The 22,885-nt window shown below is 66.2% G+C and carries 24 protein-coding genes, 1 tRNA gene and 1 riboswitch; of the genes, 13 read left to right on the top strand and 12 right to left on the bottom strand.

The annotated features are described in order from the left end of the window. The first annotated feature begins 15 nt into the window (after positions 1-15). Together SLQ30_RS12630 and SLQ30_RS12625 are read left to right on the top strand one after the other, a co-directional pair. Positions 16-1,242, top strand: coding sequence for an Nramp family divalent metal transporter (locus SLQ30_RS12630; protein WP_319446636.1), 1,227 nt, complete (start codon positions 16-18; stop codon positions 1,240-1,242). Between the two features lies 1 nt (position 1,243). Next, positions 1,244-2,293 carry a poly-gamma-glutamate hydrolase family protein gene (locus SLQ30_RS12625; RefSeq protein ID WP_319446635.1) on the top strand — a complete coding sequence of 350 codons (1,050 nt, stop codon included), beginning with the start codon at positions 1,244-1,246 and terminating at the stop codon, positions 2,291-2,293. A gap of 1 nt (position 2,294) precedes the next feature. On the opposite strand, the gene SLQ30_RS12620 is transcribed toward SLQ30_RS12625, so the two are convergent. Together SLQ30_RS12620 and SLQ30_RS12615 are read right to left on the bottom strand one after the other, a co-directional pair. After that, positions 2,295-3,644: an APC family permease gene (locus tag SLQ30_RS12620; RefSeq protein WP_319446634.1), complete on the bottom strand. Its 1,350-nt coding sequence runs from the start codon at positions 3,642-3,644 to the stop codon at positions 2,295-2,297. A 13-nt stretch (positions 3,645-3,657) separates the two neighbouring features. Then, entirely contained in the window at positions 3,658-5,271 is a 1,614-nt protein-coding gene (locus SLQ30_RS12615) for an amidohydrolase (protein ID WP_319446918.1), read from the bottom strand. An 88-nt stretch (positions 5,272-5,359) separates the two neighbouring features. On the opposite strand from SLQ30_RS12615, the gene SLQ30_RS12610 reads away from it, so the two are divergent. From SLQ30_RS12610 to SLQ30_RS12580, 7 genes are read left to right on the top strand one after another with little or no spacing between them, the layout of a single operon-like run. Beyond that, on the top strand, positions 5,360-6,661 hold the full coding sequence (locus tag SLQ30_RS12610) for an NAD(P)/FAD-dependent oxidoreductase (protein WP_319446633.1): 1,302 nt from the start codon (positions 5,360-5,362) through the stop codon (positions 6,659-6,661). Then, positions 6,655-7,398, top strand: a complete 744-nt coding sequence (locus SLQ30_RS12605) for a DUF1365 domain-containing protein (protein WP_319446632.1) — start codon at positions 6,655-6,657, stop codon at positions 7,396-7,398. Before SLQ30_RS12610 ends, SLQ30_RS12605 begins: the two co-directional genes overlap by 7 nt. Further along, a complete protein-coding gene (locus SLQ30_RS12600) occupies positions 7,395-8,669 on the top strand; it encodes a class I SAM-dependent methyltransferase (RefSeq protein WP_319446631.1) in 1,275 nt (424 codons plus the stop codon). Before SLQ30_RS12605 ends, SLQ30_RS12600 begins: the two co-directional genes overlap by 4 nt. After that, positions 8,666-9,451, top strand: coding sequence for a DUF1295 domain-containing protein (locus SLQ30_RS12595; protein WP_319446630.1), 786 nt, complete (start codon positions 8,666-8,668; stop codon positions 9,449-9,451). The genes SLQ30_RS12600 and SLQ30_RS12595 overlap by 4 nt, the downstream gene beginning before the upstream one ends. After that, the gene (locus tag SLQ30_RS12590) at positions 9,448-10,029 is read left to right on the top strand and encodes a sigma-70 family RNA polymerase sigma factor (RefSeq protein ID WP_319446629.1); all 582 of its coding nucleotides are present in this window, start codon (positions 9,448-9,450) and stop codon (positions 10,027-10,029) included. Before SLQ30_RS12595 ends, SLQ30_RS12590 begins: the two co-directional genes overlap by 4 nt. Further along, positions 10,026-10,745, top strand: a complete 720-nt coding sequence (locus SLQ30_RS12585; RefSeq protein WP_319446628.1) for an anti-sigma factor — start codon at positions 10,026-10,028, stop codon at positions 10,743-10,745. Before SLQ30_RS12590 ends, SLQ30_RS12585 begins: the two co-directional genes overlap by 4 nt. 9 nt (positions 10,746-10,754) lie before the next feature. Then, the gene (locus tag SLQ30_RS12580; protein WP_319446627.1) at positions 10,755-11,576 is read left to right on the top strand and encodes an LLM class F420-dependent oxidoreductase; all 822 of its coding nucleotides are present in this window, start codon (positions 10,755-10,757) and stop codon (positions 11,574-11,576) included. Positions 11,577-11,589: 13 nt separating this feature from the next. On the opposite strand, the gene SLQ30_RS12575 is transcribed toward SLQ30_RS12580, so the two are convergent. Both SLQ30_RS12575 and SLQ30_RS12570 read right to left on the bottom strand, forming a co-directional pair. Further along, positions 11,590-12,939: a lipase family protein gene (locus tag SLQ30_RS12575; RefSeq protein ID WP_319446626.1), complete on the bottom strand. Its 1,350-nt coding sequence runs from the start codon at positions 12,937-12,939 to the stop codon at positions 11,590-11,592. Then, positions 12,926-13,729: an SDR family oxidoreductase gene (locus SLQ30_RS12570; RefSeq protein ID WP_319446625.1), complete on the bottom strand. Its 804-nt coding sequence runs from the start codon at positions 13,727-13,729 to the stop codon at positions 12,926-12,928. The genes SLQ30_RS12575 and SLQ30_RS12570 overlap by 14 nt, the downstream gene beginning before the upstream one ends. A 208-nt stretch (positions 13,730-13,937) precedes the next feature. Here SLQ30_RS12570 and SLQ30_RS12565 point away from each other — a divergent pair, with 208 nt between their 5' ends. The 3 genes from SLQ30_RS12565 (at position 13,938) to SLQ30_RS12555 (ending at position 16,064) form a co-directional block, all read left to right on the top strand. Then, positions 13,938-15,005: an AraC family transcriptional regulator gene (locus SLQ30_RS12565; RefSeq protein WP_319446624.1), complete on the top strand. Its 1,068-nt coding sequence runs from the start codon at positions 13,938-13,940 to the stop codon at positions 15,003-15,005. A 186-nt stretch (positions 15,006-15,191) separates the two neighbouring features. After that, a tRNA-Arg gene (locus SLQ30_RS12560) sits at positions 15,192-15,264 on the top strand. 149 nt (positions 15,265-15,413) lie between these two features. Then, positions 15,414-16,064 carry a stage II sporulation protein M gene (locus SLQ30_RS12555; RefSeq protein ID WP_319446623.1) on the top strand — a complete coding sequence of 217 codons (651 nt, stop codon included), beginning with the start codon at positions 15,414-15,416 and terminating at the stop codon, positions 16,062-16,064. 50 nt (positions 16,065-16,114) lie between these two features. On the opposite strand, the gene SLQ30_RS12550 is transcribed toward SLQ30_RS12555, so the two are convergent. The 7 genes from SLQ30_RS12550 to SLQ30_RS12520 form a co-directional block, all read right to left on the bottom strand. After that, positions 16,115-17,116, bottom strand: coding sequence for a hypothetical protein (locus SLQ30_RS12550; protein WP_319446622.1), 1,002 nt, complete (start codon positions 17,114-17,116; stop codon positions 16,115-16,117). A gap of 10 nt (positions 17,117-17,126) precedes the next feature. Next, positions 17,127-18,446, bottom strand: a complete 1,320-nt coding sequence (locus SLQ30_RS12545) for a peroxidase (protein ID WP_319446621.1) — start codon at positions 18,444-18,446, stop codon at positions 17,127-17,129. After that, entirely contained in the window at positions 18,447-19,001 is a 555-nt protein-coding gene (locus tag SLQ30_RS12540; protein WP_319446620.1) for a hypothetical protein, read from the bottom strand. Between the two features lie 229 nt (positions 19,002-19,230). Further along, positions 19,231-19,575, bottom strand: coding sequence for a heme-binding protein (locus tag SLQ30_RS12535; RefSeq protein WP_319446619.1), 345 nt, complete (start codon positions 19,573-19,575; stop codon positions 19,231-19,233). Between the two features lie 45 nt (positions 19,576-19,620). Further along, complete coding sequence (locus SLQ30_RS12530; RefSeq protein ID WP_319446618.1) at positions 19,621-19,920, bottom strand: hypothetical protein; 300 nt, start codon at positions 19,918-19,920, stop codon at positions 19,621-19,623. A 214-nt stretch (positions 19,921-20,134) separates the two neighbouring features. Continuing rightward, entirely contained in the window at positions 20,135-20,419 is a 285-nt protein-coding gene (locus tag SLQ30_RS12525; protein ID WP_319446617.1) for a hypothetical protein, read from the bottom strand. Positions 20,420-20,507: 88 nt separating this feature from the next. Next, positions 20,508-21,227, bottom strand: coding sequence for a TetR/AcrR family transcriptional regulator (locus tag SLQ30_RS12520; RefSeq protein ID WP_319446616.1), 720 nt, complete (start codon positions 21,225-21,227; stop codon positions 20,508-20,510). A gap of 50 nt (positions 21,228-21,277) precedes the next feature. Here SLQ30_RS12520 and SLQ30_RS12515 point away from each other — a divergent pair, with 50 nt between their 5' ends. Then, positions 21,278-22,273, top strand: coding sequence for an LLM class flavin-dependent oxidoreductase (locus tag SLQ30_RS12515; protein WP_319446615.1), 996 nt, complete (start codon positions 21,278-21,280; stop codon positions 22,271-22,273). Here SLQ30_RS12515 and SLQ30_RS12510 read toward each other — a convergent pair. Continuing rightward, positions 22,180-22,539: a hypothetical protein gene (locus tag SLQ30_RS12510; RefSeq protein WP_319446614.1), complete on the bottom strand. Its 360-nt coding sequence runs from the start codon at positions 22,537-22,539 to the stop codon at positions 22,180-22,182. The two genes, SLQ30_RS12515 and SLQ30_RS12510, sit on opposite strands and share 94 nt — an antisense overlap. 89 nt (positions 22,540-22,628) lie before the next feature. After that, positions 22,629-22,836, top strand: a riboswitch (cobalamin riboswitch). Positions 22,837-22,885 lie beyond the last annotated feature (49 nt).

Genomic DNA, 22,885 nt, shown 5'->3' with positions numbered 1-22,885 from the left:
CGGAAGGTGAGTTGGTTGGCCACGGACACCAGGGTCCCGCTGCGCCCGGGTCTGCTGTTGCTCGGACCGGCCTTCGTCGCTGCCATCGCGTACGTCGACCCCGGCAACGTCGCGGCCAACGTCAGTGCAGGCGCGCAGTACGGCTTCCTGCTGGTGTGGGTCATCCTGGTCGCCAACGTCATGGCCGGGCTGGTGCAGTACCTGTCGGCCAAACTCGGCCTCGTCACCGGACGCTCACTGCCCGAATCAGTCGCCGACCAGACGCGCACCCCCACCCGGATCGCGTACTGGATCCAGGCCGAACTAGTAGCCATGGCAACCGATCTCGCCGAAGTCGTCGGCGGGGCCATCGCACTCCATCTGCTCTTCGAGCTGCCGCTACTGGTCGGCGGCGTGATCACCGGCGTAGTGTCGCTGCTGCTGCTCGCCCTGCAGAACCGCCGTGGCCAAAGGGTTTTCGAGCGGGTCATCACCGGACTGCTGCTGGTCATCGCGATCGGATTCCTGACGAGCCTCTTCGTCGCGCCCCCGTCGCCCGGCGAGGTCGCGGGCGGGCTCTTGCCGCGATTCGACGGACCCGAGAGCATCCTGCTGGCCACCGCGATGTTGGGCGCCACCGTGATGCCGCACGCGGTGTACCTCCACTCCGGGCTTGCCAGAGATCGGCACGGCCAGCCCGAGGCCGGTGCGCCGCGGCGCCGGTTGTTGCGCATCACCCGCTACGACGTTGGACTCGCGATGCTCGTCGCGGGCGCGGTGAACCTCGCCATGCTGTTGGTGGCGGCCACCAACCTGCAGGGCATGGAGCACACCGACTCCATCGAGGGCGCCTACGCGGCGGTGCAGACCACGCTCGGCCACACGGTCGCGTTGTTCTTCGCGATCGGCCTGTTGGCGTCCGGGCTGGCGTCCACGTCAGTCGGCGCGTACGCCGGCGCGATGATCATGCAGGGTCTGCTGCGCCGCTCGTATCCGCTGCTGTTGCGTCGGGTGGTGACGCTGATACCCGCGTTGGGCGTCCTTGCGATTGGCATCGATCCCAGTCGTGCACTGGTGCTCTCCCAGGTGGTGCTGTCCTTCGGCATCCCCTTCGCGCTCATCCCGCTGGTCCGGCTGACTGCCAACCGGACGCTCATGGGCGAGGACACCAACCACCGGATCACCACGGCGTTGGGGTGGACGGTCGCGGCCGTCATCTGTGTACTGAACGTCGTGTTGATCTATCTGACCGTGACGGGCTGAATTGCAGCCCTACTTCGCCTACGGCTCCAACCTGGACGTGTCGCAGATGGCCAAACGCTGTCCCGACGCCGTCGACCCACGTCCGGCCACGCTCCCGGACCACGACTGGCTCATCAACGAGCGCGGGGTGGCCACGGTCGAGCCGTTCGACGGCGGCGAGGTCCACGGCATCCTCTGGCAAGTCAGCGACGACGATCTGGCGGAGCTGGACCGGGCCGAGGGCGTGCCGGTGCGGTACCGGCGCGACCGGCTGGAGGTGCAGACCGCCCACGGTCCCGTCGACGCCTGGGTCTACATCGACCACCGCGTCGAGCCAGGGCCACCGCGAGACGGATACCTGGAAAGGATCATCGCCGCTGCGGGCCACCACGGACTGCCGAGCCGGTGGGTCGAATTCCTCGACCGTTGGGATCCGGTGAACTGGCCCCGCCAGTTGGGTGAGCCCGAGCCGACTGCACCGCAATCACTTTCGGAACTCCTCGCCGATCCCGAGGTCACCGAGACATGCACACTGCGGTCGACGTTCGGCTTCCTCGCCATTCACGGCGGCGGACTCGAGAAGATGACCGACGTCATCGCCGAGCGGGCCGCCGACGCGGCCGACGCGTCGGCCTACGTGGTGAGCCATCCTCGCAACTATCCGAACCACCTGGCGTCCAAGGCCTTTCGCGCCGAGGAGTCGCAACTGCTTGCGGGCTTCCTCGAGCACGTCGACGTCGTGGTGTCGCTACACGGCTACGGCCGCATGAACCGGAGCACTCAACTGCTGGTCGGCGGGCGCAATCGCGTACTCGCCGAGCACCTCGCCCGCCACGTCGCCATTCCCGGCTACGAGCTCGTCACCGAGCTCGAGCAGATCCCATCCGAACTACGCGGGCTGCACCCAGACAACCCCGTCAACCAAACCCACAGCGGCGGAGCACAACTCGAACTGTCGCCGCGGGTGCGTGGCATCAGCCCGCGCAGCGGAATGATCGGGGACGACGGACTCACCCGCGCCACCTCCGCATTGGTCGCGGGCCTGGTGGCGGCCGCCGCGTCCTGGGGCTAAGTCATTCCTCCATGTCCAACACCGGCGTTGGCCGTTGGAAGCCACGTGTGACGACGAGCAACCAGGCCAATCCGAGCGCCAGCCAGATCAACCCGACCTCGAGCGTCAACCAGGACAGGCTTGTCCACAGCCACGCGGTCAGGACGAAGCCGATCGCAGGCAGGATCAGGTTGTTGAATACGTTCTTGTCGCCCTTGTCGACGAAGTAATGCTTGATGACGGTCAGGTTGACCGCCGAGAAGGCTACCAGCGCACCGAAACTCACGATCGATGCCAGGAATCCAAGGTCGATGAAGAGCGCTGCCAGCGAGATCACCGACACCACCAGGATGGCGAACGTCGGAGTGGCGAAGCGCACCGAGACGTGACCGAACACCTTCCGCGGCATGATGCCGTCGCGGCCCATCGCGTAGAGGATTCGCGCGACCGAGGCCTGCGAGGTGAGCGCCGATCCGATGCAGCCTGCGATGTACGCGGCGGTGAAGAACGTGTTGAGGAACTGGCCACCCGCCGTCGTCATCACGTCGAGCGAACCCGAGTCGACGTCGGCGAACTGATTCGACGGGAACACCAACTGGGAGACGTAGGACAGGCCGAAGAAGATGAGCCCGCAGCCCACCGTCGCGATCATGATCGCCCTTGGCACGGTCCGCGTCGGGTCCTTGGCTTCCTCGGACATCGTCGACACGGCGTCGAAGCCGAGGAACGACAGACACAGAATCGCGGCGCCGGCGAAGATCGGGCTTGCGCCGCCCACCGTTCCGTCGCCGCTGAACGGCGCCATCAGGTTGACGTTGCCCACCTTGTTGATGGTCACGAAGGCCATCACCACGAACACGACGATGAAGACGACCTGCAGCGCCAAGAGCAGGAAGTTGGCTCGCGCCACCGACACGATGCCGATGATGTTGAGCACCGTCACCACCACGATCGACACCAGGATCCACACCCAGGGCGGCACAGCGGGTATCGCGGCGGTCATGTAGATGCCGATGACCAGGTAGTTCAACATCGGCAGGAACAGATAGTCCAGCAGCAGGGACCAGCCGGCCAGGAAGCCGACGGGCGCCCCGAACGTCCGCTGGGTGTACGCGTACGTCGAACCGGCCACTGGGTATGCCGCCGACATCCGCGCGTAGGACCTGGCCGTGAACACCATCGCGGCCAGCGTCACCAGATAGGCCACCGACAGTCGGCCACCGGTCAGCTGAGTGACGATGCCGTACGTGGTGAACACGGTGAGCGGCACCATGTAAACCATCCCGAACAGCACCAGCGATGGCACTCCGAGGGCGCGTTTGAGATGGCCCTCGGCCTGAGCATCGACGGGAGCAGGTGCGTCTGCCGTCATAGCGGATCCCTTCCTACGGCGTGGATGGATATCCGAGCTTGCCTCGGACATAAGTCCCACGGATGCCGATTGCGGGAAGTTCCAGCGCGGGCGTCTCCCGCGGATCGCGGTCCAGCCAGAGCAGATCCGCACTCGCGCCAGGAACCAGCCGGCCCCAAATGCCTTCGGCGAACGCCTGTTCGGCGACCCCTGCGGTGTACGCACTCAGTGCGCGTTCGATGGTGAGCAGCTCCTCGGGTGTCCAGCCGCCTTCGGGATCGCCCTCTGCGGTCTGTCGCGAGACCCCAACCGCGATGCCGTCCAGCGGCGCTCCCGACGACACCGGCCAGTCCGACCCGAGCGCAAGCGGCGCGCCCGAGTCGACGAGTGATCGCATCCGATACTGCTTGTCGGCGCGTTCACGACCCAGCCGCGGGACCGTCAGCACGGTCATCAACGCGTCCTGCTGTGCCCACAGCGGTTGCATGCACGGGATGACGCCGAGCGTCGCGAACCGCTCCAAGTCGGCGTCGTCGACCAACTGCACGTGCGCGATCACCGGGCGCCGGTCGCGCGGCCCGTTGGTCTCGACGGCGTATTCGATGGCGTCGAGCGCCTGACGGACCGCGGCGTCACCGATGGCGTGGATGTGGATCTGCAACCCGAGAGCGTCGACGGCTTGCGCGGCTTGGGCGAGGCTGTCGCCCTCCCAGACCTGCATGCCGTGGTCATGAAGCCCGGAGCAGTACGGCGCGAGCAACGCACCCGTCTCGTTCTCCACGACGCCGTCGGCGAAGAACTTCACCGTCTGCGCGGTCAGCATGGGCGACGCCAACTCCCGCACCCGACGACTGGCCTCCGCGAAATGAGCCAGCTGAGCGTCGAGATAACGCGGATCGGCATACAGGGCAAGGTTGAACCTGATCCGCAGCGCGCCGCTGCGGGCCGCCGCGAGGTACGTCTCGACGTCGGCGGGCTCGACCCAGGCGTCCTGCACCCACGTCACGCCTCTGGCCAAGTAGTAGTCGGCCGCGGTGTCGAGCGCGGCGATGCGGGTGTGCTCGTCACGAACCGGCATGACGGCACTGACGAGGTCGACCGCGCCCCACTCCCGCAGGGTGCCGAGGACCGAACCGTCCTCGCGGTGTGGAATCTCGCCGAGCGGCGGGTCGGGCGTCTCCGGGGTGATGCCCGCACGTTGCAGGGCAACCGAATTGACCCACATGGTGTGGTAATCCCACGCCCGCAAGGCCACCGGCCGATCGGGCACCGCATCGTCCAGCCACCTGGCGTCGAACAGCCCGCCCGGCGCCAGACTGCTGTCGTAGGAGGCGCCGACGATCCACTCGTCGTCGGGGTGGTCCTTGGCGAATCGCCGCACCGCTTCGACCATCTCGTCGACCGAGGAACACGGTCGCACCGGGGGTCCGACGGATTCGAGCCCGCCGAGCAGTGGGTGCGCATGACCGTCGCCGAACGACGGCATCAGGAAGCCGCCCTCGAGGTCAGTCTCGGTGACGCCCGGCTCGGCGGCCCTGACCAGCGCCGCGTCACCCACCGCCGCGATGACGTCGCCGTCGACGAGAAGTGCGCCAACCGTCGGTCCGGAGGTACCTGTCCACACGGTTCCGTTGCGAAACAGCGTCATCGCCACGGATTGGCACACTACGCGGCGTCCCGAGATCCGCAATGCGAACGACACCCATCCGTTTCGCGGTCCGCTCCGAATATCTGGCGTGGAACGTGAAGACTTGGCCGACGGCTCGATAGCCGTCATCGGAAGTGGTGTCGCGGGGTTGACCGCGGCCTATGTGTTGTCCGCCCGGAACAGGGTGACCTTGTTCGAGGCCGACACCAGATTGGGCGGCCACGCCCACACCCATCTGATCGACGGGGGCGACGGAACGGCCATTGGCGTCGACTCCGCGTTCCTGGTGCACAACGACCGCACCTATCCAACGCTATGCAGGCTGTTCTCCGAACTCGGCATCGCGACGCACGACACCGACATGTCGATGTCGGTCCGCGACGACGCCATCGGCCTGGAGTACGCCGGGGCGCGCGGGCTCCGAGGCCTGTTCCCGTCGCTGACGACGCTGGCTCGCCCGCGCTATCTACGGATGTTGTTCGAAGTCAAGCGCTTCCACCTAGTGGCCACCCGGCTGCTCGAAGACGAGACGTGCGAGCTTGAAGCGCTCGGCACCTTCGTCACGCGACACGGCTTCTCCAACTACTTCGTCGAGCACTTCATGACCCCACTGGTCGCCGCCGTCTGGTCGTGCGCACCCGGTAACGCAATGCGCTATCCCGCCCGATATCTGTTCATGTTCCTGCAGCACCACGGCATGTTGTCGGTCTTCGGATCTCCGACCTGGCGCACCGTCGTCGGAGGTTCGGCCACCTACGTCGAGGCTATCGCCGCACACGTCCAGGAGATCGCCGCAGGCGTGCCCGTTCGGGCGGTGGAGCGCGTACCCGACGGCGTGCTCATCTCAGCGGGCGACGACGCGCCACGTCGGTTCGACGCCGCCGTCATCGCCACCCACCCCGACCAGGCGCTGACGATGTTGGCCACGCCGACACCGGCCGAACGCGACGTGCTCGGAGCCATCCCGTACTCGACCAACCACGCCCAACTGCACACCGACGCCTCGGTGCTCCCGCGTCGCAAACGCGCACGGGCGTCGTGGAACTACCTGGCCTGCCCCGACACCGACGACGTGCTGGTGACCTACGACATCACCCGGTTGATGGGGCTGTCGGACCAGCGCCGGTTCCTGGTCACCCTCGGCGGTCGTGACTACATCGATCCCGCCTCCGTCATCGCCGAGATGACCTACGGCCACCCGCTCTACACCCCAGAATCGGTTGCCGCGCAACGACTGTTGCCGACGCTCGACGACGAACGGGTGGTCTTCGCGGGCGCGTACCACGGCTGGGGCTTCCACGAGGACGGGGCCGCATCGGGCTTGCGGGCGGCCCAGCACCTCGGCGCGCGTTGGCGCGCACCGTCAGAAAGGGAAACGGTGCCATGCTGACGCCGGCCATCTACCGGACCCGGATCACGCATCTGCGACGCGCTCCCGTCCACCACTACTTCGAACAGCGCGGGTACTGCTGGTACGTCGACCTCGACAATCTTCCGCGGCTACCGCGCTGGCTAAAGGTGTTTGCGAAATTCGAAGCGAGCGACCACTTTTCGATGCCCGTCGAGGACGGCCAGACTCTTCGGGACCGCGTCGATGCGTTTCTCGCCGATCGCGACATCACCCTGCCTGGCGGCACCGTCACCGCGATGATGCAGGCCCGGGTGCTCGGCTACGTCTTCAACCCGTTGAGCGTCTTCTGGTGCCACGACGCCGAAGGCGTGGTGCGCCACGTGGTGGCCGAGGTGCACAACACCTATGGCGGCAGGCGCGCATACCTGTTGCCTGCCACCGGCGACCAGCCTGCGGCCGTGAAGAAGAAGCTCTACGTGTCGCCGTTCAACGAGGTCGACGGGTACTACTTGGTACGCGCGCCCCTCCCCGATGCCGAACTGAACATATCGATCTCGCTGCATCGGGAGCACAAGCCGGCCTTCGTCGCGACACTGCGCGGCACGCGACGGCGCGCGACGATCGGCCAAGTCCTGCGGCTCCAGCTGGTGGCGCCCGTCGCACCCCTGATGGGGGCGATGTGGATTCGCATCCAGGGCATCACGTTGTGGGCGAGACGGGTTCCGGTGATTCCGCGGACACCCGTCGCCGAGCGGGAGAAGGTCGATCAGCTGTGACCATTCAGATCACCGGAAGTGCTTCCACGGCAACCGATCCCCAGCGCTGGCCCGCCGTCGCGCGGGTGCCCCGGGGTGCGTTCAGCGTGACCACGGGCCGCATCGCCGACGGGCTGCTCCGGCGCGCCGTGGCAACCCTGCCGATCCGACTCGTGTATCCGGACGGTTCGGTCATCGGTGCAGCCGACCCGACCCTGCCGACCATGATGGTCCTTGCGCCCAAGAACCTGGCCCGCCGCGTTGGCCGCTACGGCCTGATCGGATTCGGCGAGTCCTACATGGCAGGCGAGTGGCAGTCGAACGACCTGGCTGGCGTGATGACCGCGTTCGCCAACTCGGTCGCCGATCTCATTCCACCTGCGCTGCAACGTCTTCGACCGCTCGCAGTGGTGCGACACCCGCGGTCGATGTACAACAGCCTCAAGCAGGCGCGGCACAACATCGCCGAGCACTACGACCTGTCGAACGAGCTCTTCGCGGAATTCCTCGACGAGACCATGACCTATTCCAGCGCGCTGTTCGAGACGGCTGCGCCCAGCTGGGACGACCTCGCCGAGGGGCAGCACCGCAAGATCGACCGCCTGCTCGACTCGGCCAAGGTGGGGCCAGGAAGCCGCGTGCTCGAGATCGGTACGGGCTGGGGAGAGTTGTGCATTCGGGCCGCCGCACGCGGCGCACACGTCCACTCGATCACGCTGTCCGCAGAACAGCAGCGCATGGCGCAGCAGCGGGTGGCCAACGCGGGGCTTTCCGATCGAGTGCTGATCGAACTCAAGGACTACCGCGAGATCGACGGACTGTATGACGCCGTAGTGTCGGTCGAGATGATCGAAGCCGTCGGATATCGATTCTGGCCCACCTACTTCCAGACGCTCGACCGGCTGGTTTCGCCCGGCGGACGCGTCGCCATTCAGGCCATCACCATGCCGCATGATCGAATGCTGTTGTCCCGCAACACCTACACCTGGATCCAGAAGTACATCTTCCCCGGCGGCATGATCCCATCGGTCGAGGCCCTCATCGGCATCACCGAGCGGGACACTCGGCTGCGCACCGTCGGCATGCTTTCGCTGCGGCCGCACTATGCCGAGACGCTCCGGCTCTGGCGGGCGCGGTTCTTAGCGCACCGGAACACGGTGTCGGCGTTGGGCTTCGATGAGGTATTCCAGCGCATGTGGGAGCTGTACCTGGCATACTCCGAGGCCGGGTTCCGGTCCGGATACCTCGACGTCTACCAGTGGACCTTCGCACCGACGGGCAGCGGAACATGACCTTCCTCCTCGTTTCGGCCGCCGCACTGGCCACCGTGGTGGTGGTGTACGGCATCACGTTCCTGATCGGCCGCCGCATCGGCCGCTACAACGTCGTCGACGTCACGTGGGGCGTCAGCTTCGTGGCGGTCGCTGCCGTCGCGGCGGTGGTTGGCTCGGGCGACCTGTTCCGACGGCTGCTGCTCCTGGTCCTGGTGGCCGTATGGGGCTTGCGGCTGGCGTGGCACATGATCGGCAAGTCGGCGGGCAAGGGTGAGGACCCGCGGTACAGCAGGCTCCTGAAGGACGACTTCTCGGCGCTCAACGTGCTACGCAGGATCTTCCTCATCCAGGCGGTCGCGACGTGGTTCATCTCGCTGCCGATACAGCTGTCCGCGACGCTCGGCCCGACCCCCACCGCATTGCTCCCCGTACTCGTCGCAGGCATCGTGGTGTGGGTCGTCGGCGTGACGTTCGAGGCCGTCGGCGACCACCAATTGCGGGTGTTCAAAGCCGATCCCGCCAACAAGGGCGTCGTCATGGACCGCGGGCTGTGGGCCTGGACGCGTCACCCCAACTACTTTGGGGACGCGTCGGTGTGGTGGGGGCTGTGGCTGATCAGCATCGCCGGTCTGCTCTCGCTGTCGACGGTGCTTTCCCCAGTGGCGATGTCGTACTTCCTGGTGTACGCCACCGGAGCGCGATTGACCGAGAAGATCATGGCCAACCGACCAGGATTTGCCGAATACTGCGCGCGCACATCGTTTTTCGTGCCATGGCCGCCTAGATCGTCAATACCGTGACGCTGCTCGAAATCGCCGCTAGGCTACCGGGCGTGACAGCTGATCTCGACGCATTGCTGCGCCGGGTTGCTCAACGCGACGTGGAGGCCTTCGCCAGCTTCTACGACCACACGCGCGCCAGGGTGTTCGGACTCGTCACCCGGGTGCTGCGCGACCCCGGCTACAGCGAGGAAACCACGCAGGACGTCTACCTGCAGGTCTGGCAGAACGCGACCAATTACAACCCAGCGGCGGGCAGTCCGCTGGCCTGGCTGATGACGCTCGCGCACCGCAGGGCCGTCGACCGGGTGCGCTCCGAACAGGCCGCCAGCCAGCGCGAATCCCGCTACGGCGCCGCGAACGTCGAAACGCCGGCGGACCGCGTCGCCGAAGCCGTCATCCACCTCGACGAGAAGCGTCAGGTCAGCGCTTGCCTCGATTCGCTGACCGATGCGCAGCGTGAGTGCATCCAGCTTGCGTATTACGAAGGCCTGACCTACGTGCAGGTCTCCGACCGATTGACCGCAAACCTTGCGACCATAAAGTCACGGATGCGCGATGCCATCCGCGGACTGCGCAAATGCCTGGGGGTGTCGTGACCGAGCCGACTGCCCCCGACCTCATGACGCTGGCGACGCCCTACGCGTTGCACGCGGTATCCGGGACCGAGTACGACGACATCGAACGGCAACTGACCACCGCTCCCGAGCTCGTCTTTCGGGCCTTCACCGACGAGGTGCGCGCCGTCCGCGAGACCATGGCCGTCGTCTCCAGTGCGACGGCGATCGAACCACCCGACGGGCTTCGAGAGCGCCTGCTCGCTGCGGTCAACGACAGTGCAGGCGTGCGACAGCTGAAGCCGCCCCAACGGCGCAACTGGCGCAGCATCGTCTTGTCGGCGGCCGCCGCGCTGGTGGTCGGACTGACCGTGGTCGGCATCGGGTGGGCGATCCGGCCCGAACCCAAACCGACCATGGCAGAACAGATCTTCGCCGCGAGCGACGTCCGCACGGTGTCGGGTGCGATCCCGACCGGCGGCACGGCCACGGTCGTGTTCTCCAGGGAGCGCAACGCGGCGGTGTTGGTGATGAACAACGTTGCGCCACCACAAGCGGGCACCGTGTACCAGATGTGGCTCGTCAACGCCGAACATGCGCGGTCGGCAGGCATCATGGACGCCGCGGCCGTCGCACCGTCGACCACGGCGGTGCTGCCCGACCTCGGCGACTCCAAGGTGCTGGCCTTCACCGTCGAGCCGGGTGGCGGATCGAGCCAACCGACGAGCCCCATCTTCGCTCAATTGTCGTTGACCTAGAGTCGGAGCGTGGCCAAGGAATTACGCTTCGGAATGGGTCTGCAGGCGGCTCGTCGCCAACAGTCCGTGCAGGACTGGGGACGTCGCGCGGAGGACATGGGTTTCGACGTCGTCCATCTGCCCGACCACCTGTACTCGACGGCGCCCTTCCCGATGCTGACGGCCGTGGCGATGGCCACCGAGAAACTCCGGGTCGGCACGTTCGTGCTGAACGCCTGCTTCTACAAGCCCGCGCTGCTGGCGCGCGAAGTCACCACCCTGCGCGACCTGAGCGGCGGACGGCTCGAACTGGGACTCGGCGCCGGCTACAACAAGGTGGAGTTCGACGAAGCCGAGCTGCCCTTCCCCAGCGCCGGTGAGCGCGTCGACTACCTGCGTCACGTCACCGAGCATCTGAATGAACACGTACCCGACGTACCGCTGCTCATCGCGGGCAACGGCAACAAGCTGCTGACGATGGCCGCGCAGAAGGCCGACATCATCGGGCTGACGGGCGGTGGCCCGATCACCGACGAGTCCGATCCGCTGGTCGACCGCATCGCATTCGTGCGCGACGCCGCCCCCGACCGCTTCGACGACCTGGAATTGAACATCTCGATCATCGGGATGCCGACGGACGACTCTGGAATCCCGGACCTGACGATCGCGCGCAGGTTTCTCCCGGACCTATCCGACGAGGACATGCTGCGGACACCGACCGTGCTGTCGGGGTCGACCGCCGACATCGCCGACACGATCCGGCGTTACCGCGACGAGTACGGGGTTACCTACGTCATCGTCCAGCAGGCCTACGCCGAGGCGTTCGCGAAGGTCATCGCCGAACTGCGCTGACGCGTCACCGCCGTCACGATGACAACCGATCCACCATCGGGCTTTGACTGGCCGGATGACCCTGCGCGACCGCGGTCTGCGCGCTCCATGACCGAGGTGTCAGGGATAGACCGATAGCAACCTTGGTGGCCACCAGGGCAGTCATGAGCAGCCCGCCAAATGCCTTGGGCGACGCCACTATCGACCACACCGTCTTGACTCCCGGCGCGCCGAGCTGCCGTCCTGCGAAACGGTCGGTCAGCCATGCCATCGTTACCGGCACCGACAACGGCAGCAAGGTGATGTGCTCGCTGAGCCGGTCGCGCACGTACCGCACGTGGGCCCCGGCGTCGGCGTAGCGCTGCACCAGTCCGTCGACGTCGCCGACGCTGATGAACTGATCGTGCACGCCTTGCACCACCAGCAGCGGGCACTGCGGAGCACCCGCGCCCAGCCGCAAGTCGTCGATGATGGTGGCGACTTCCGGCGTTGCGAGCAGGTCGGCCAGCGGCACGTCGATGTAGTTGTCGACGTCGTCGTGTCGGTACCGCCTGATGGCCGCAATGGTGCCGAGCGTTTCGATCTCCTCGAGCCGGCGCCGTCCGGTGTCGGTGGCGTGCTGGTCGATCAAGCGACCCAGTTCGGGATAGACGTGCCGGATCGCGGCGATGACCATGGCGGGCAGTCCGGCCAGCGCCCTGCCGTTGAGCCTGAGCAACGCCTGTCCGGGATCGCCCACCGGGGAACCCAGCGCGGCGCCGACGATGTTGAGTTCGGGCGCATACGTCGGAGCCATTTCGGCGGCCCAGGCGCTGGCCATCCCGCCCCCGGAATAGCCCCACAGGGCGACCGGCGCGTCCGCGGCCAGGCGCAGCGGCTCGAAGGAGACTGCCGCGCGGACGCCGTCGAGCACTCGATATCCGGGCTCACGCGGAGCGCCGAAGTGCCCGTCCAAACCCTCGTGATCAGAGATCGAAACCGCCCAGCCGCGGCTCAACGCGTTGGACAGGACCAGCAACTCGAACTGCGGGACGCACCACGGCGCGTCGGCGCCCAGCCGCAGCGCGTAGGACGGAAAGTGCCGGTCGGCCACCGCGTCGATGGCGCACTGGTAGGCCAGCACCGGACGCAGCTGACAAGGGTCGGCGCAGGCGGGCAGCAACACGGTGGTGACCGTGGCCTCCGGGCGGCGGTTCAGATTGCTGCTGCGGTACAACAGCTGCCACGCCGACACCTTCAGCGGCACCCGGCCCAGCAGGGCGACGCGGACCTCCCGCGCACGCAGAACGGTGCCGGGTGGTTGTGCTTCGAATCCGGCGGGCGGCTCGAAGAACGGATCCTCCCTGGGCAGCAGAGGAGCTTCGAGGCGGTCAGCGGCGCGCATCGCGGCCTCCTTCGTCGGTGCTGTGGATCTGGTCAGGCACCATTCGGGCCAGGAGAAAGTCGCGAACAACGCTCGGCAGCATCTCGACGAGGGCGACGGCCGGTCGCACATAGCTGGGAAGGGTGACCTCGAACCGGGGCCGCTCGATCACCGCGACGACGGCGGCGGCCACGTCGCCGGGTTGCAGCAGCTTGGCCGCGCCGGTGGCGGTGCCGCGGGCCAACTCGGTATCGACCACACCGGGCATGATCACCGAGAGCTCTACGCCGCTGCCGCGCAGTTCGGCACGGACGGCGCGCAGGTAGCCGAGCACGCCGTGCTTGGTGGCGGCGTAAGTGGCCTCTCCTGGCGGGGACAGCTTCGACGCCGCCGACGCGATGGTGACGATGTGCCCGCTGCCGCGTGCCCGCATCGCGGGAGCGGCGGCCTTCACACCACGGATGACGCCGTGCAGATTCACTTCAATCTGGCGGCGCGCGGCATCCTCGGGCTCCTCGTCGAACTTGCCGACCCACATCACGCCCGCGTTGTTGACCAGCACGTCGACCTGGCCCCATTTCGCTTGCACCGCAAGGAGAAACCTTGTGAACGACCCGGTGTCCGTCACGTCGAGAGCGAACCCCGCCACCTCGCCGGTAATCGCCGACGCGGCCCGGTGGGCACCGGCCTCGTCCCGATCACCGATCGCGACCTGCGCCCCCGCCGCCGCCAACTGTTCGGCGATCGCGCGGCCGATTCCGGCCGCGCCTCCGGTCACCGCGACGACGCGTCCCGCGACCGATCGGCTCACAGCGCGCCGGACTGCATGCGGCGATTGGTGAACGTATCCGAGATCGCCGCCCGGATCAGCCGAGTCATGGCGTTCTTGAGAGTGGTGAGCATCGTCGCTCCTTGATGTGCGCAGGCAGTCGGGCCAATTTACCTGCGCAAATACCCAACCAACAGCCGCCCAGCGGTCAGGGATATAGGATTTTCGGACAGGAGGTGACGGTGCACCGATGCTCGACTTGGACCTGCCTCGACCACCTGCGAGTGCTCTGCTGCTGACCAATCTCGCGCGCGAGCACGGCGTTCCCGCTCACGAAGTGCTGCAGGGCACCCGGCTGGAATTCGACGCGCTGACAGATCCGCAGACATCGGTATCGGGCCGGCAAGAGCTGCGCATCGTCCAGAATCTGATCGCCGCGATGGGTGATACGGCAGGCCTGGGCGTCACGGCAGGGATGCGCTATCACCTAACCACCCACGGCATTTGGGGATTTGCGCTGTCGAGTTGCCCGACTGTCCGCTCGGCGATCGAGGTCGGGCTGCGGTATGTGGACCTGACGTTCGCCTTCACCCAGATGTCGCTGGTCCCCGCTGGCGAACACGTCCGGCTGGTGCTCGATCCGTCACACCTGCCCCGCGAGGTCCAACGATTCTTTGTCGAACGGGAGACAGCTTCGATCATCAACCTGGGGCGCCAGGTTCTGTCCAGTTTGGCGCCGCTCGGCCACGTGCACTTCACGTTCCCCGCACCGAGTGCGGCCGATGCCTACCAGGTATTCGAGCCGCCACCCGTTTTCGGCGCGGACACGAACTTCATCGAGGTGCACCGTGACGTACTCGATCTGCCTGTCCCGCAAGCGGATCCGTACGCCGCGGCGGCAACTCAACAACAGTGTCAGCAGCTGCTGGCCCAGCGACGTGCACGCTCCGGTTACGCGGGACGAATACGTGACCGATTGGTTCAACAGCCAGGCCATCTACCCGATCTCGAAGTCGTTGCCTCCGAGCTCCACATGAGTTCACGCACCCTGCGGCGCCACCTCGACCGAGAAGGAACCTCCTACCGCAATCTCGTCGATGAAGTGCGCGAGCATCTCGCCGAAGAACTACTAGCCACCGGCGCACTCAGCGTCGCCGAGATCGGACGACGGCTGGGCTACGCCGACACCCCCAGCTTCACCGCCGCATTCAAAAGATGGAAAGGCGGAACGCCGCCACGCACCTACGCTCAACATGCACAGGACCGCTCCGAGCGGCGCCCGGATCGGTCCTCGGTCAGCGGGTTCGGCGGTGTGTAGCCCTCGTCGGTATCGGCCCTGGCGCATCCATTGGGACAGCGCCATCGGATGCGCCCCGAAATCGGTGGCAATCTGCTCGAGCCCCATCACTATGGCGAGCCCAAATACCGCCACCGCCCGTTCGCCGACTAGCATGAGTCGTCCCTTAGGGTTTTGGACACCTATTTCGATAGGTCCCAGCCCCCGGCCCCCGTAGCTCAGGGGATAGAGCACGGCTCTCCTAAAGCCGGTGTCGCATGTTCGAATCATGCCGGGGGCACACTTCAGAATGTATTGGGTCGGCTGATGGTTGACATTTCTGCTTCGGTTGATGGGCGACAGTGTTTCGGCTGATGCCTTACACCTACTTCGGTTGATCCGTCACATCAACCGAAGCCCAACAAGGCGAACGTCAACCGAACAGGAGTCATGAATTCCCACCCAGAACCCAACTTTCGACGTTCCCGATGGCGCCCACTGCGCATCATCCGCGAGAACACCCGCGCCTACCTCATGGCGAATGCGGCCATATTCGGCCTCTTCTTGGTCGGCTTCGCCGTCGGACTGATCTTCCCGCATCTCGCGCAAGACCAGCACGCTCGATTAGACGAGGACGGCACATCAGCCCTGGTCCGGTCACTGATCAACAATCCGTGGCTCTTCGCACTCACGATCCTCGGGGTGAACGTTCTGAAGATGAGCGCGCTGACCATCGTCCTGCCATCGATGATCGTGCCCTTCGCGGGCATCCCGCTTTTGGCCTACTGGGCCTATACGACCGGCGTGACCCTCGTCCCCGCGACCGACATTGGCTGGGTAGCCCTGATCCCGCACACCCTCACGATCATCATCGAGTTCGAGGCTTACATCCTGCTCGTACTGGGTGTATATCTGCTCGGCAAGAGCTGGATTCGCCCACACACTGCCAGTTCTGACAATTGGCGCAGCGGATACATTCGCGGACTCCAACAACTCGGCTGGCTGGCCCTACCGGCCGCCACCCTGCTCGTCATCGGCGCGGTCTACGAAGCCTTCTCCCTGAGGTACCTCGTGCATCCGCTGGCCCAATGGCTGTTGTGACTGTTGTGACCGCAGCCCCACTATCTGGTGCCGTCCCGTCTCGACCGGCTTCACTTCATGGTGACCAAGTTGTGCCAGAGATTGCGCAGGCTGTCGGTGCCGCCGAACAGCGTGGTGAAGTGCGTGGAGTCGATGAGCACGATGTCACCGGCGCGCTGAGCGGCAGGCGGCATCCAGATCAGTGCGTTGAACTCCGTGTTGCCCGCCTCGGTGAATGGATGGGGCCGGTTGGGGTCGACCCGCTGCCGTCCGAGGACCCGCAGAGCGTCGCTTTCCGGCGCGGTGAGTTCGTAGTGCGGCAGGTGGGGGTGGAAGTTGAAGGTGGTGACGTTGTCTAACAACCGCGGGCTGTCGAGGTCGCGGATGGCGGTCAGTGGCGCGATCTCCCTGGTGCCCTCGACGACGGCGGGCCGCAGCCCCCAAATGTTGTGCACGGGCACGTCGAGTGCGCGCATCAGCGAGCGGGTGTACTGGCTGAAACGTTGTTGGCGTGGGACCAGCCGGTCGCCGTGGTGCTCGTACTCCACCTGGCGCTGACTGAGATCGTCGGTGAATCCGACATCGTGGTGCGGCGCCAGGAGCAGGCAGGTGCCCTCTCGCTTGAGCCATTCGGTGATCGCCGCGATCTCTTCGGGGGCGGCTTCTTCTTCGCCGAGCAGATGGTCGAGTCCGAACACCATGAGCGTGTCGGTGTCGGCGAGGATGCGCTCGTCGATCGGGAGTTTGTAGCCGGCCTGGTCGATGCGCTGGAAGACGGCCACTGGGTGCCCGGTGGCCTCCTGGGCGAGGTCCTGGAACGCTAGGGCCGAGCGGTGGAACAGTTCCAAGGTGCCCGCGATGCCCTGCAAGAAGTTCGCTGCGTCGTACTCCGGTGTCTCGTAGGCGGGCCACAAGACGTTGCGCACCTCAGTAATGGTGGAGAAGCGGTTGTAGATTTCGGCTGGATCCCGTTGTGATTCCCAGGGATAGCTCCACGTCCAGTAGATGCTGACACGCCGGCCACCGGTGTGAGCTCGGGCGACATGGTTCTGGTTGTACGTGCGAGCAGCCATGGTGATCCTTCTAGTTGCCGAGTGTGGCGAGGTAGCGCAGTGCATTCATCCCGGGCAGGAAGAAGTAGGCGCCGCCCCGCAACGTCGTGAAGGCCGGTATCCCCTTGTGTACCTTGCGGATCGGGCGCTGGGGGACGGTGAAGTCCAGGGTGCCGTCCTGGGTTCCGCAGATCGGATCGTGCTCGTTGCCCAGTTCGTGGAAGGTCTCGTCGTTGATCCAGACGTTCTGGGCGAACTCGAACTGGCGCACCAGATCGGCGCAGATGATGAAGGCGGCGATCCCGCGGTCCACGCCGTCGTCGGGCGCACCGTCGGGCAGGGCGGGCCCATAGGTGGCACCGCGGCGGATCATGCGGCGGCGGTTCATGTTGTGCGCGGTGTCCCGCGGATTGAGCCGGCGTGCGTGGGAGCCCAGCGGGCACGCGTAGCCGAGCGGGTCCATCTCCTTGTAGTTGAAGTCGTTGTTGCGCATCGGGTCTGCACCTAATTCCGGATCGTCCTTGTCCGGCGCGAGCACCAAGGGGGCGCCGCTGCGCCAGCGGCCCATGAACTTCGCGGCCAGCAGTTCCTGGCCCTCCGCGGTGTCGGCCCGTTCGCGCAGGTAATCACGGAAGAGCCCGACGTGCTCCTCCAGTCGCCGGTACGCCATGTAACTGCCGTTGCGCGACAACACCTGCGGCTCAGGCAGATTGGCGACCGGTCCGTTTTCGTCGGGGTAGCCGAGGATGAACTCCCCGGGTTCCAGCGCCGCGCCGGATCCAGGTGTGGGCTCCTCGCCGGATCCCTTCATCACAGGCTGCGACAACCGATCACGGAAGCCGAAGTGGTCGTGGGCATAGTTGAACGGCGGCGACGCGTTCAGATCGAGCACCGACAGACTCCGCACCCCGTCGGTTCTTGCCAGAAGCTTGTCGTGCTCGGCGATGGAGCGTTGACACTGCTCCTCGGTACGCGAGAACAGGATCGCGATCGCGTGCACATCGTCACCGGCAAGCCCGCCGACCCAGTGCTCGGGAGCCGCTGAACCCGTGTCTCCGAGGATGTCCGCGCGGGCGGCCATCCCCTCGCGGAACTCGTCGGGAAAGCTCGCCAGGGACCCCTCGTCCACACCGAGCGCGCGCAGCCCATTCCAGGTGAACGCCAACGTAACCCAGCGTTCCGACTCGTCCATCGTGGCCTGCGCATCGGTTGCCGACTGGACCTTGTCGAGCAACTCCGTCAGCCAGGCCCGCCCACCTTCGGGCGTATCGAAGGACAGGAACTCGTAACGCCCTGTGATCGCCGGAGTGCGCGTCAGCAGGAGGTGCTGGATGTCGTCGAACTCGAGCATCTACTGCATCTGATCGAGCATCGTCGAAAACGCAGCCTTGAGCCGCAGCGCCTTCTTGATCTCATCGGCCGTCGCGTACGGGTACTCCCCGTACTCCAGAAAACTGGGGACGTGGTGATCGCGGACGAACTTGATGAACGCGTCCGGGTTGGTCTTCCAGTCCTCCGGGAAGCCTTCGAGTTGGGTGAAGATGGTCGTGATGCCGGTCGCGCCGAACAGGGCGACCGCGTCCTCGGTGTACTTGTCGAAGTCGGTGTCGAAGATGCCCATGTATTGGAAGTGCAACCCGGACCCGACGTCGAAGAGATTCCACCGCAGGTAATGCAACCGCAACGGCGCCAACGCGTCCGGGCTGGCCGCGATGGTCTCCTCGATCGTCTTGCCATATGCCCGCACGGCATCCTCTCGGCCCTCCTTGACCTTGGCGATGATCGAGAAGCCGTAGCACGCCGGGGTCCGTGGAAAGACCGGGCCGTACCGTCCCCGCTCCAGCTCGAAATAGCCTTCCTTGGGGATCGCGAGCGCGGCGGGTTTGGACCAATCTTGTTCGGTCATATTGACGCCCCTTCACGGTATTGGTGAACAGAACGTAGCACCGGTACCGCCTGCAGTTGCGGGCTTTGACAGCCAGAAAGAAGAGCCGACCGGGATCGCGGAATCCAAGAAAGCAGATACCTTCAATAATTGAACTAAGACCTGCGAAAATACCTCAGTTGTCTTGCAACGCAACGTCGTAGCGCGGCACGACTGTTTGCTCCTCAGTGCAACGTCTGCAGCTCAGGACCTAGCCCATTGGCATGTCAGGCAGCGGCGCGTTGCAACGCGCGCGGAAGTCGGCCGCGGGCTGCCTGACGTTTTTCAGTTCGTCGCTCACTTGCGGGTTCGCGGACATGTAGGCCTCGATGTCCGTCCGCATTTGGTCCCTGGGCTTGCCCTTGAGGCTGGTGAAGAAGTCGTTCACTTCGGGATGGGTGAACAAATATGCCGACGTCCCCGCGGACACCCCGGACATGACGCCGGCGAGGTCGGCCGCGGTGCAGTTCGGCGGATCGGCGGCGGCGGTTGCCGAAGTACCCACAAGCATCGCGCCGGCGATCATCCCGGCGGCAATCAGATTACGTTCGAACATATTTGAGGCTCCTTGATCGAATGCGTTGGGGACGTGATTTGCGAGTCAGCGCCGCGGCCCGATACCGCCGCCGCCACCACCGGGCCTGTTCGGACGCCCCGGGTCCCAGATGATGTCCATGTCCCACCCGTCATCGCAATACCAGGGGTCGGCGCAGTAAGAGGGGTAGTAAGGTCCCGCCGACGGCGGTGTCGGGCCGCCGCCGCGGACGGTGCCCTGTGCGCACACGGTCGCGTTCCCGGCGTTGGTGCAGTCCGCTAAAGCGGGCGAGGCAGCGGTGACGATGAAGACGGGCATCAACGTCAAGGCAAGCCCCAAAGTCAGGTAGCGAAGGCTCGTGCGCACGTCTGCTCCCCCCGGCAATGACGGTCCCACCGCGGCCCCGTGTCGAGGTGCATGACCAGTCTCGCGCAGCATAAATCGCCAAAGCTGTGTACGCAGCGGTATCGCACATTTCATGATCGGCTCCGTGTCGCGATCGCCGCGCCAGCCGAGTCGGCCACTGCCCGAAGGGAACTCGTTTCACTTGGTGAACCATTGCCTCACTGGAACCCGGCCCTCAGTCCGCCCACACTCCTTCGACCATGACGAGGAGTTCGGCGCCAGGCCCGTCGCGATGGGACCAACTGCGGCCGGTGAGCTTCCAGACCCATAGTCCGTTCGGTGCATGGAGCGTCACGTGCACGCCGTCGAAACTCAGTCCCACGTCGGGGTTCGCTCGGCAGCGCTCGAGCACATGGCGGGCGAACCACATGACCGGTGTCGCGTGATCGACGCAGATCTGGTCGCCTTCGCGTCGAAACCGCACTTCCCCCGCCAATTGGGGCGCCGCTGAGGTACGCATCGTCGGGCCCATAACCCGTATTCGTCGCAAAGCTCGTCACGGATGGCCCGGCGAAGCGGGAGTTTGCCGCCACTCGAATTCTTCGGCGCTACGAAGCGAGGCCGGCGACCATCAGGCCGATCGTGAAGTCGAATCGGTCGTGGCCGTCGCCGGCGGTGAGTTCGGCGGCGTGACGCGTGACGTGGGGAAAGGCCGCGGCGGGCAGCGCGGTGAACCGGCGCACCAGTTCGTCGCGGTCGAGCACCCAGGCTGCGTCGTCATCTGCCGAGCGCTGGCGCGCGACCGATAGCTCGAGACAGTAGGCAGCCACGTACAGCAACAGGGCGTCGCTGGCCCACGCGGCGGCCTGCGGGGCGACACCCCCGGCCAGCAGGATCGCCAGCATCCCTTCCGTGACGCGCACGATCTCGAGGTCGGTGGGGACCATGGCGAACGCGGCACGGGAGATTCCGGGGTACTTCAGGTACTGGTCGCGCAGCTGCGCGCACACGCCGCCGAGCTGTGCCCGCCACGTGGTGGCGTCTGGCTCGGGTAGGACGATCTGGGCGCACAGCCGCCCGATCAGCAGCTCGTCGAGGTCGGCCTTGTTGACCACGTGTGCGTAGAGCGAGGCGGGTCCCGTGTCGAGCGCGCCCGCCAACCGGCGCATGGTCAGCGCGTCGTAACCCTCGGTGGCGACGACGTCGAGGGCCGTGTCGATGACCCGCTCGGGCGTGATCTGCGCCGTGCGGCGCCGCGGCCCGGGTTCGGCATCGCCCTCATGGTTCGGAGGCTGGTGACGCGCCGCGCGGCGCGCTTTCGGGTTCACGCGATCACCATAACTTGACACGAACACTGTTCGTAACTAGAACGGTGTTCGTGTTTATCAATCGGCCGCAGGTGCGGTTCGGCCTTGGCCTGCAACCCGGCCTCGCCGACGTACGCCAACTCCTCCCCCGTGCCACGGCGGCCGACGACGCCGGCCTCGACATCGTGTCGATCCCCGACCACCCGAACTACGCCGACCAGATCGACGCCTACGCCGCGCTCGGCATGGTGCTCGGCGCCACCCGGCGAATCAGCGGCGTGGTCAACCTCACCAACATCGGAATCAGGTCGGCGCCCTTGCTCGCGCGCACCGTCGCAAGCCTGTCCGCCCTTGCGGACCGCCGCATCGTCCTCGGGATCGGCGCAGGCAGCCTGTGGGACGAGTTGGCCCGCCTCGGCGTGCCACCCCGCTCGCCCGCCGAATCGGTTCAGGCCATGGAAGAAACGATCACCGTCGTGCGCGCGCTCACCGGCGGGGGGCCGCCCGTCGACTTCACCGGCCGCTTCTACCAACTGCGCCAGGCGGACCCATCGCCGGAGCCGACGCCCTCGATCTGGACGGGCTCCCAAGGTCCGCGATCGCTAGCGGTCACCGGTCGGCTTGCCGACGGCTGGATACCCGCCCACGCCGCGGACTGGAGGAGCGCCCTGGTCGCCACGTCACGCCCGCTCATCGACGAAGCCGCGGCGGCGGCGGGCCGAGCGCCCTACGAAGTCGCCACCATCTACAACCTGGGCGGCCGGCTCACCGGCCGCGCCGTACCCAAGACACGCGACGAGGACGGCCGCTGGATCGGCGGTTCCGTCGACCAGTGGGTCGACGAATTGACCTCAGCGGTGCTCGATTACGACGCAGCAGGCCTCATTTACCTACCAGGCGGCCAACCAGAATCGGCGATCCAGCGCTGGATGCACGAGGTCGTCCCCGAAGTCCGCCGCGCCATCACCGAATCTCACGGCGGCGGAGGCAGCGGCGGCTGCTTCTCCAACTCGTCAAACGCGGGATCGTCACCCTCCCCCGGCGGCGACGGCCGCGTCGGCATGTAGATGGTGGGGCGATAGTCGTCGGGTGGATTATCCACCTGCGCAACGCAACCCATTCCGTACGTGGTGCTCATCGGGATTCCGCCGTGGGTGGCGCAGCACTTGTTCGTGACGTCGTCCGTGGTCTGGTCCAGACCGGGAAGCGTGGTCCCGGTACACGCGGAGAAACCCGGATCGTCGAACGTCGGCGACGCGTGCGCGAGCCCAGGGGCGCCCACCGCCAGCAGGACGACCGTGGCGGCCGAGCATCGAACGAAGAAGCTGGCCATGGACCCCGACCCTAGTCCCGTCCGTCAAGCGTGGCGGTAGGCTCCCCACTGCAGCTGGTTTACCGGGCCGAGCGCAAGCGAAGTCCCGGCATCGAGCATTGCACGCCGGTTTGGGTGCAGCGCGAGAGGGAATCCGGTGAGAATCCGGGACTGTCCCGCAGCGGTATACGAGAACGACCGCCGTCATCAGCACTGGTTCGCAGACACGTCTGCGATTGGGAAGCGACGGCCAGTAGGAGCACCGAAGTCGGTGCGCGCTCGTGAGTCCGAAGACCTGCCCGCTGTGCCGGACGCGCCGCGTCCGGCGGTGCATCGCCTCGCGGAATGGGCGCATGGCCGTGACGGT

The sequence above is a fragment of the Mycobacterium sp. RTGN4 genome (genome assembly GCF_033804635.1).
Taxonomy (GTDB): domain Bacteria; phylum Actinomycetota; class Actinomycetes; order Mycobacteriales; family Mycobacteriaceae; genus Mycobacterium.
Note: the sequence above shows the minus strand (reverse complement) of the source record. Positions and strands in the feature narration are given on the sequence as shown.

Excerpts from the sequence above, each read along its gene's own strand:
- SLQ30_RS12510 (WP_319446614.1), bottom strand. The coding sequence starts at position 22,539 with ATGGCCAGCTTCTTCGTTCGATGCTCGGCCGCCACGGTCGTCCTGCTG.
- SLQ30_RS12605 (WP_319446632.1), top strand. The coding sequence starts at position 6,655 with ATGCTGACGCCGGCCATCTACCGGACCCGGATCACGCATCTGCGACGC.
- SLQ30_RS12575 (WP_319446626.1), bottom strand. The coding sequence starts at position 12,939 with ATGCGCGCCGCTGACCGCCTCGAAGCTCCTCTGCTGCCCAGGGAGGAT.
- SLQ30_RS12555 (WP_319446623.1), top strand. The coding sequence starts at position 15,414 with ATGAATTCCCACCCAGAACCCAACTTTCGACGTTCCCGATGGCGCCCA.
- SLQ30_RS12545 (WP_319446621.1), bottom strand. The coding sequence starts at position 18,446 with ATGCTCGAGTTCGACGACATCCAGCACCTCCTGCTGACGCGCACTCCG.
- SLQ30_RS12615 (WP_319446918.1), bottom strand. The coding sequence starts at position 5,271 with ATGACGCTGTTTCGCAACGGAACCGTGTGGACAGGTACCTCCGGACCG.
- SLQ30_RS12620 (WP_319446634.1), bottom strand. The coding sequence starts at position 3,644 with ATGACGGCAGACGCACCTGCTCCCGTCGATGCTCAGGCCGAGGGCCAT.
- SLQ30_RS12535 (WP_319446619.1), bottom strand. The coding sequence starts at position 19,575 with ATGTTCGAACGTAATCTGATTGCCGCCGGGATGATCGCCGGCGCGATG.
- SLQ30_RS12550 (WP_319446622.1), bottom strand. The coding sequence starts at position 17,116 with ATGGCTGCTCGCACGTACAACCAGAACCATGTCGCCCGAGCTCACACC.
- SLQ30_RS12525 (WP_319446617.1), bottom strand. The coding sequence starts at position 20,419 with ATGCGTACCTCAGCGGCGCCCCAATTGGCGGGGGAAGTGCGGTTTCGA.
- SLQ30_RS12565 (WP_319446624.1), top strand. The coding sequence starts at position 13,938 with ATGCTCGACTTGGACCTGCCTCGACCACCTGCGAGTGCTCTGCTGCTG.
- SLQ30_RS12540 (WP_319446620.1), bottom strand. The coding sequence starts at position 19,001 with ATGACCGAACAAGATTGGTCCAAACCCGCCGCGCTCGCGATCCCCAAG.
- SLQ30_RS12595 (WP_319446630.1), top strand. The coding sequence starts at position 8,666 with ATGACCTTCCTCCTCGTTTCGGCCGCCGCACTGGCCACCGTGGTGGTG.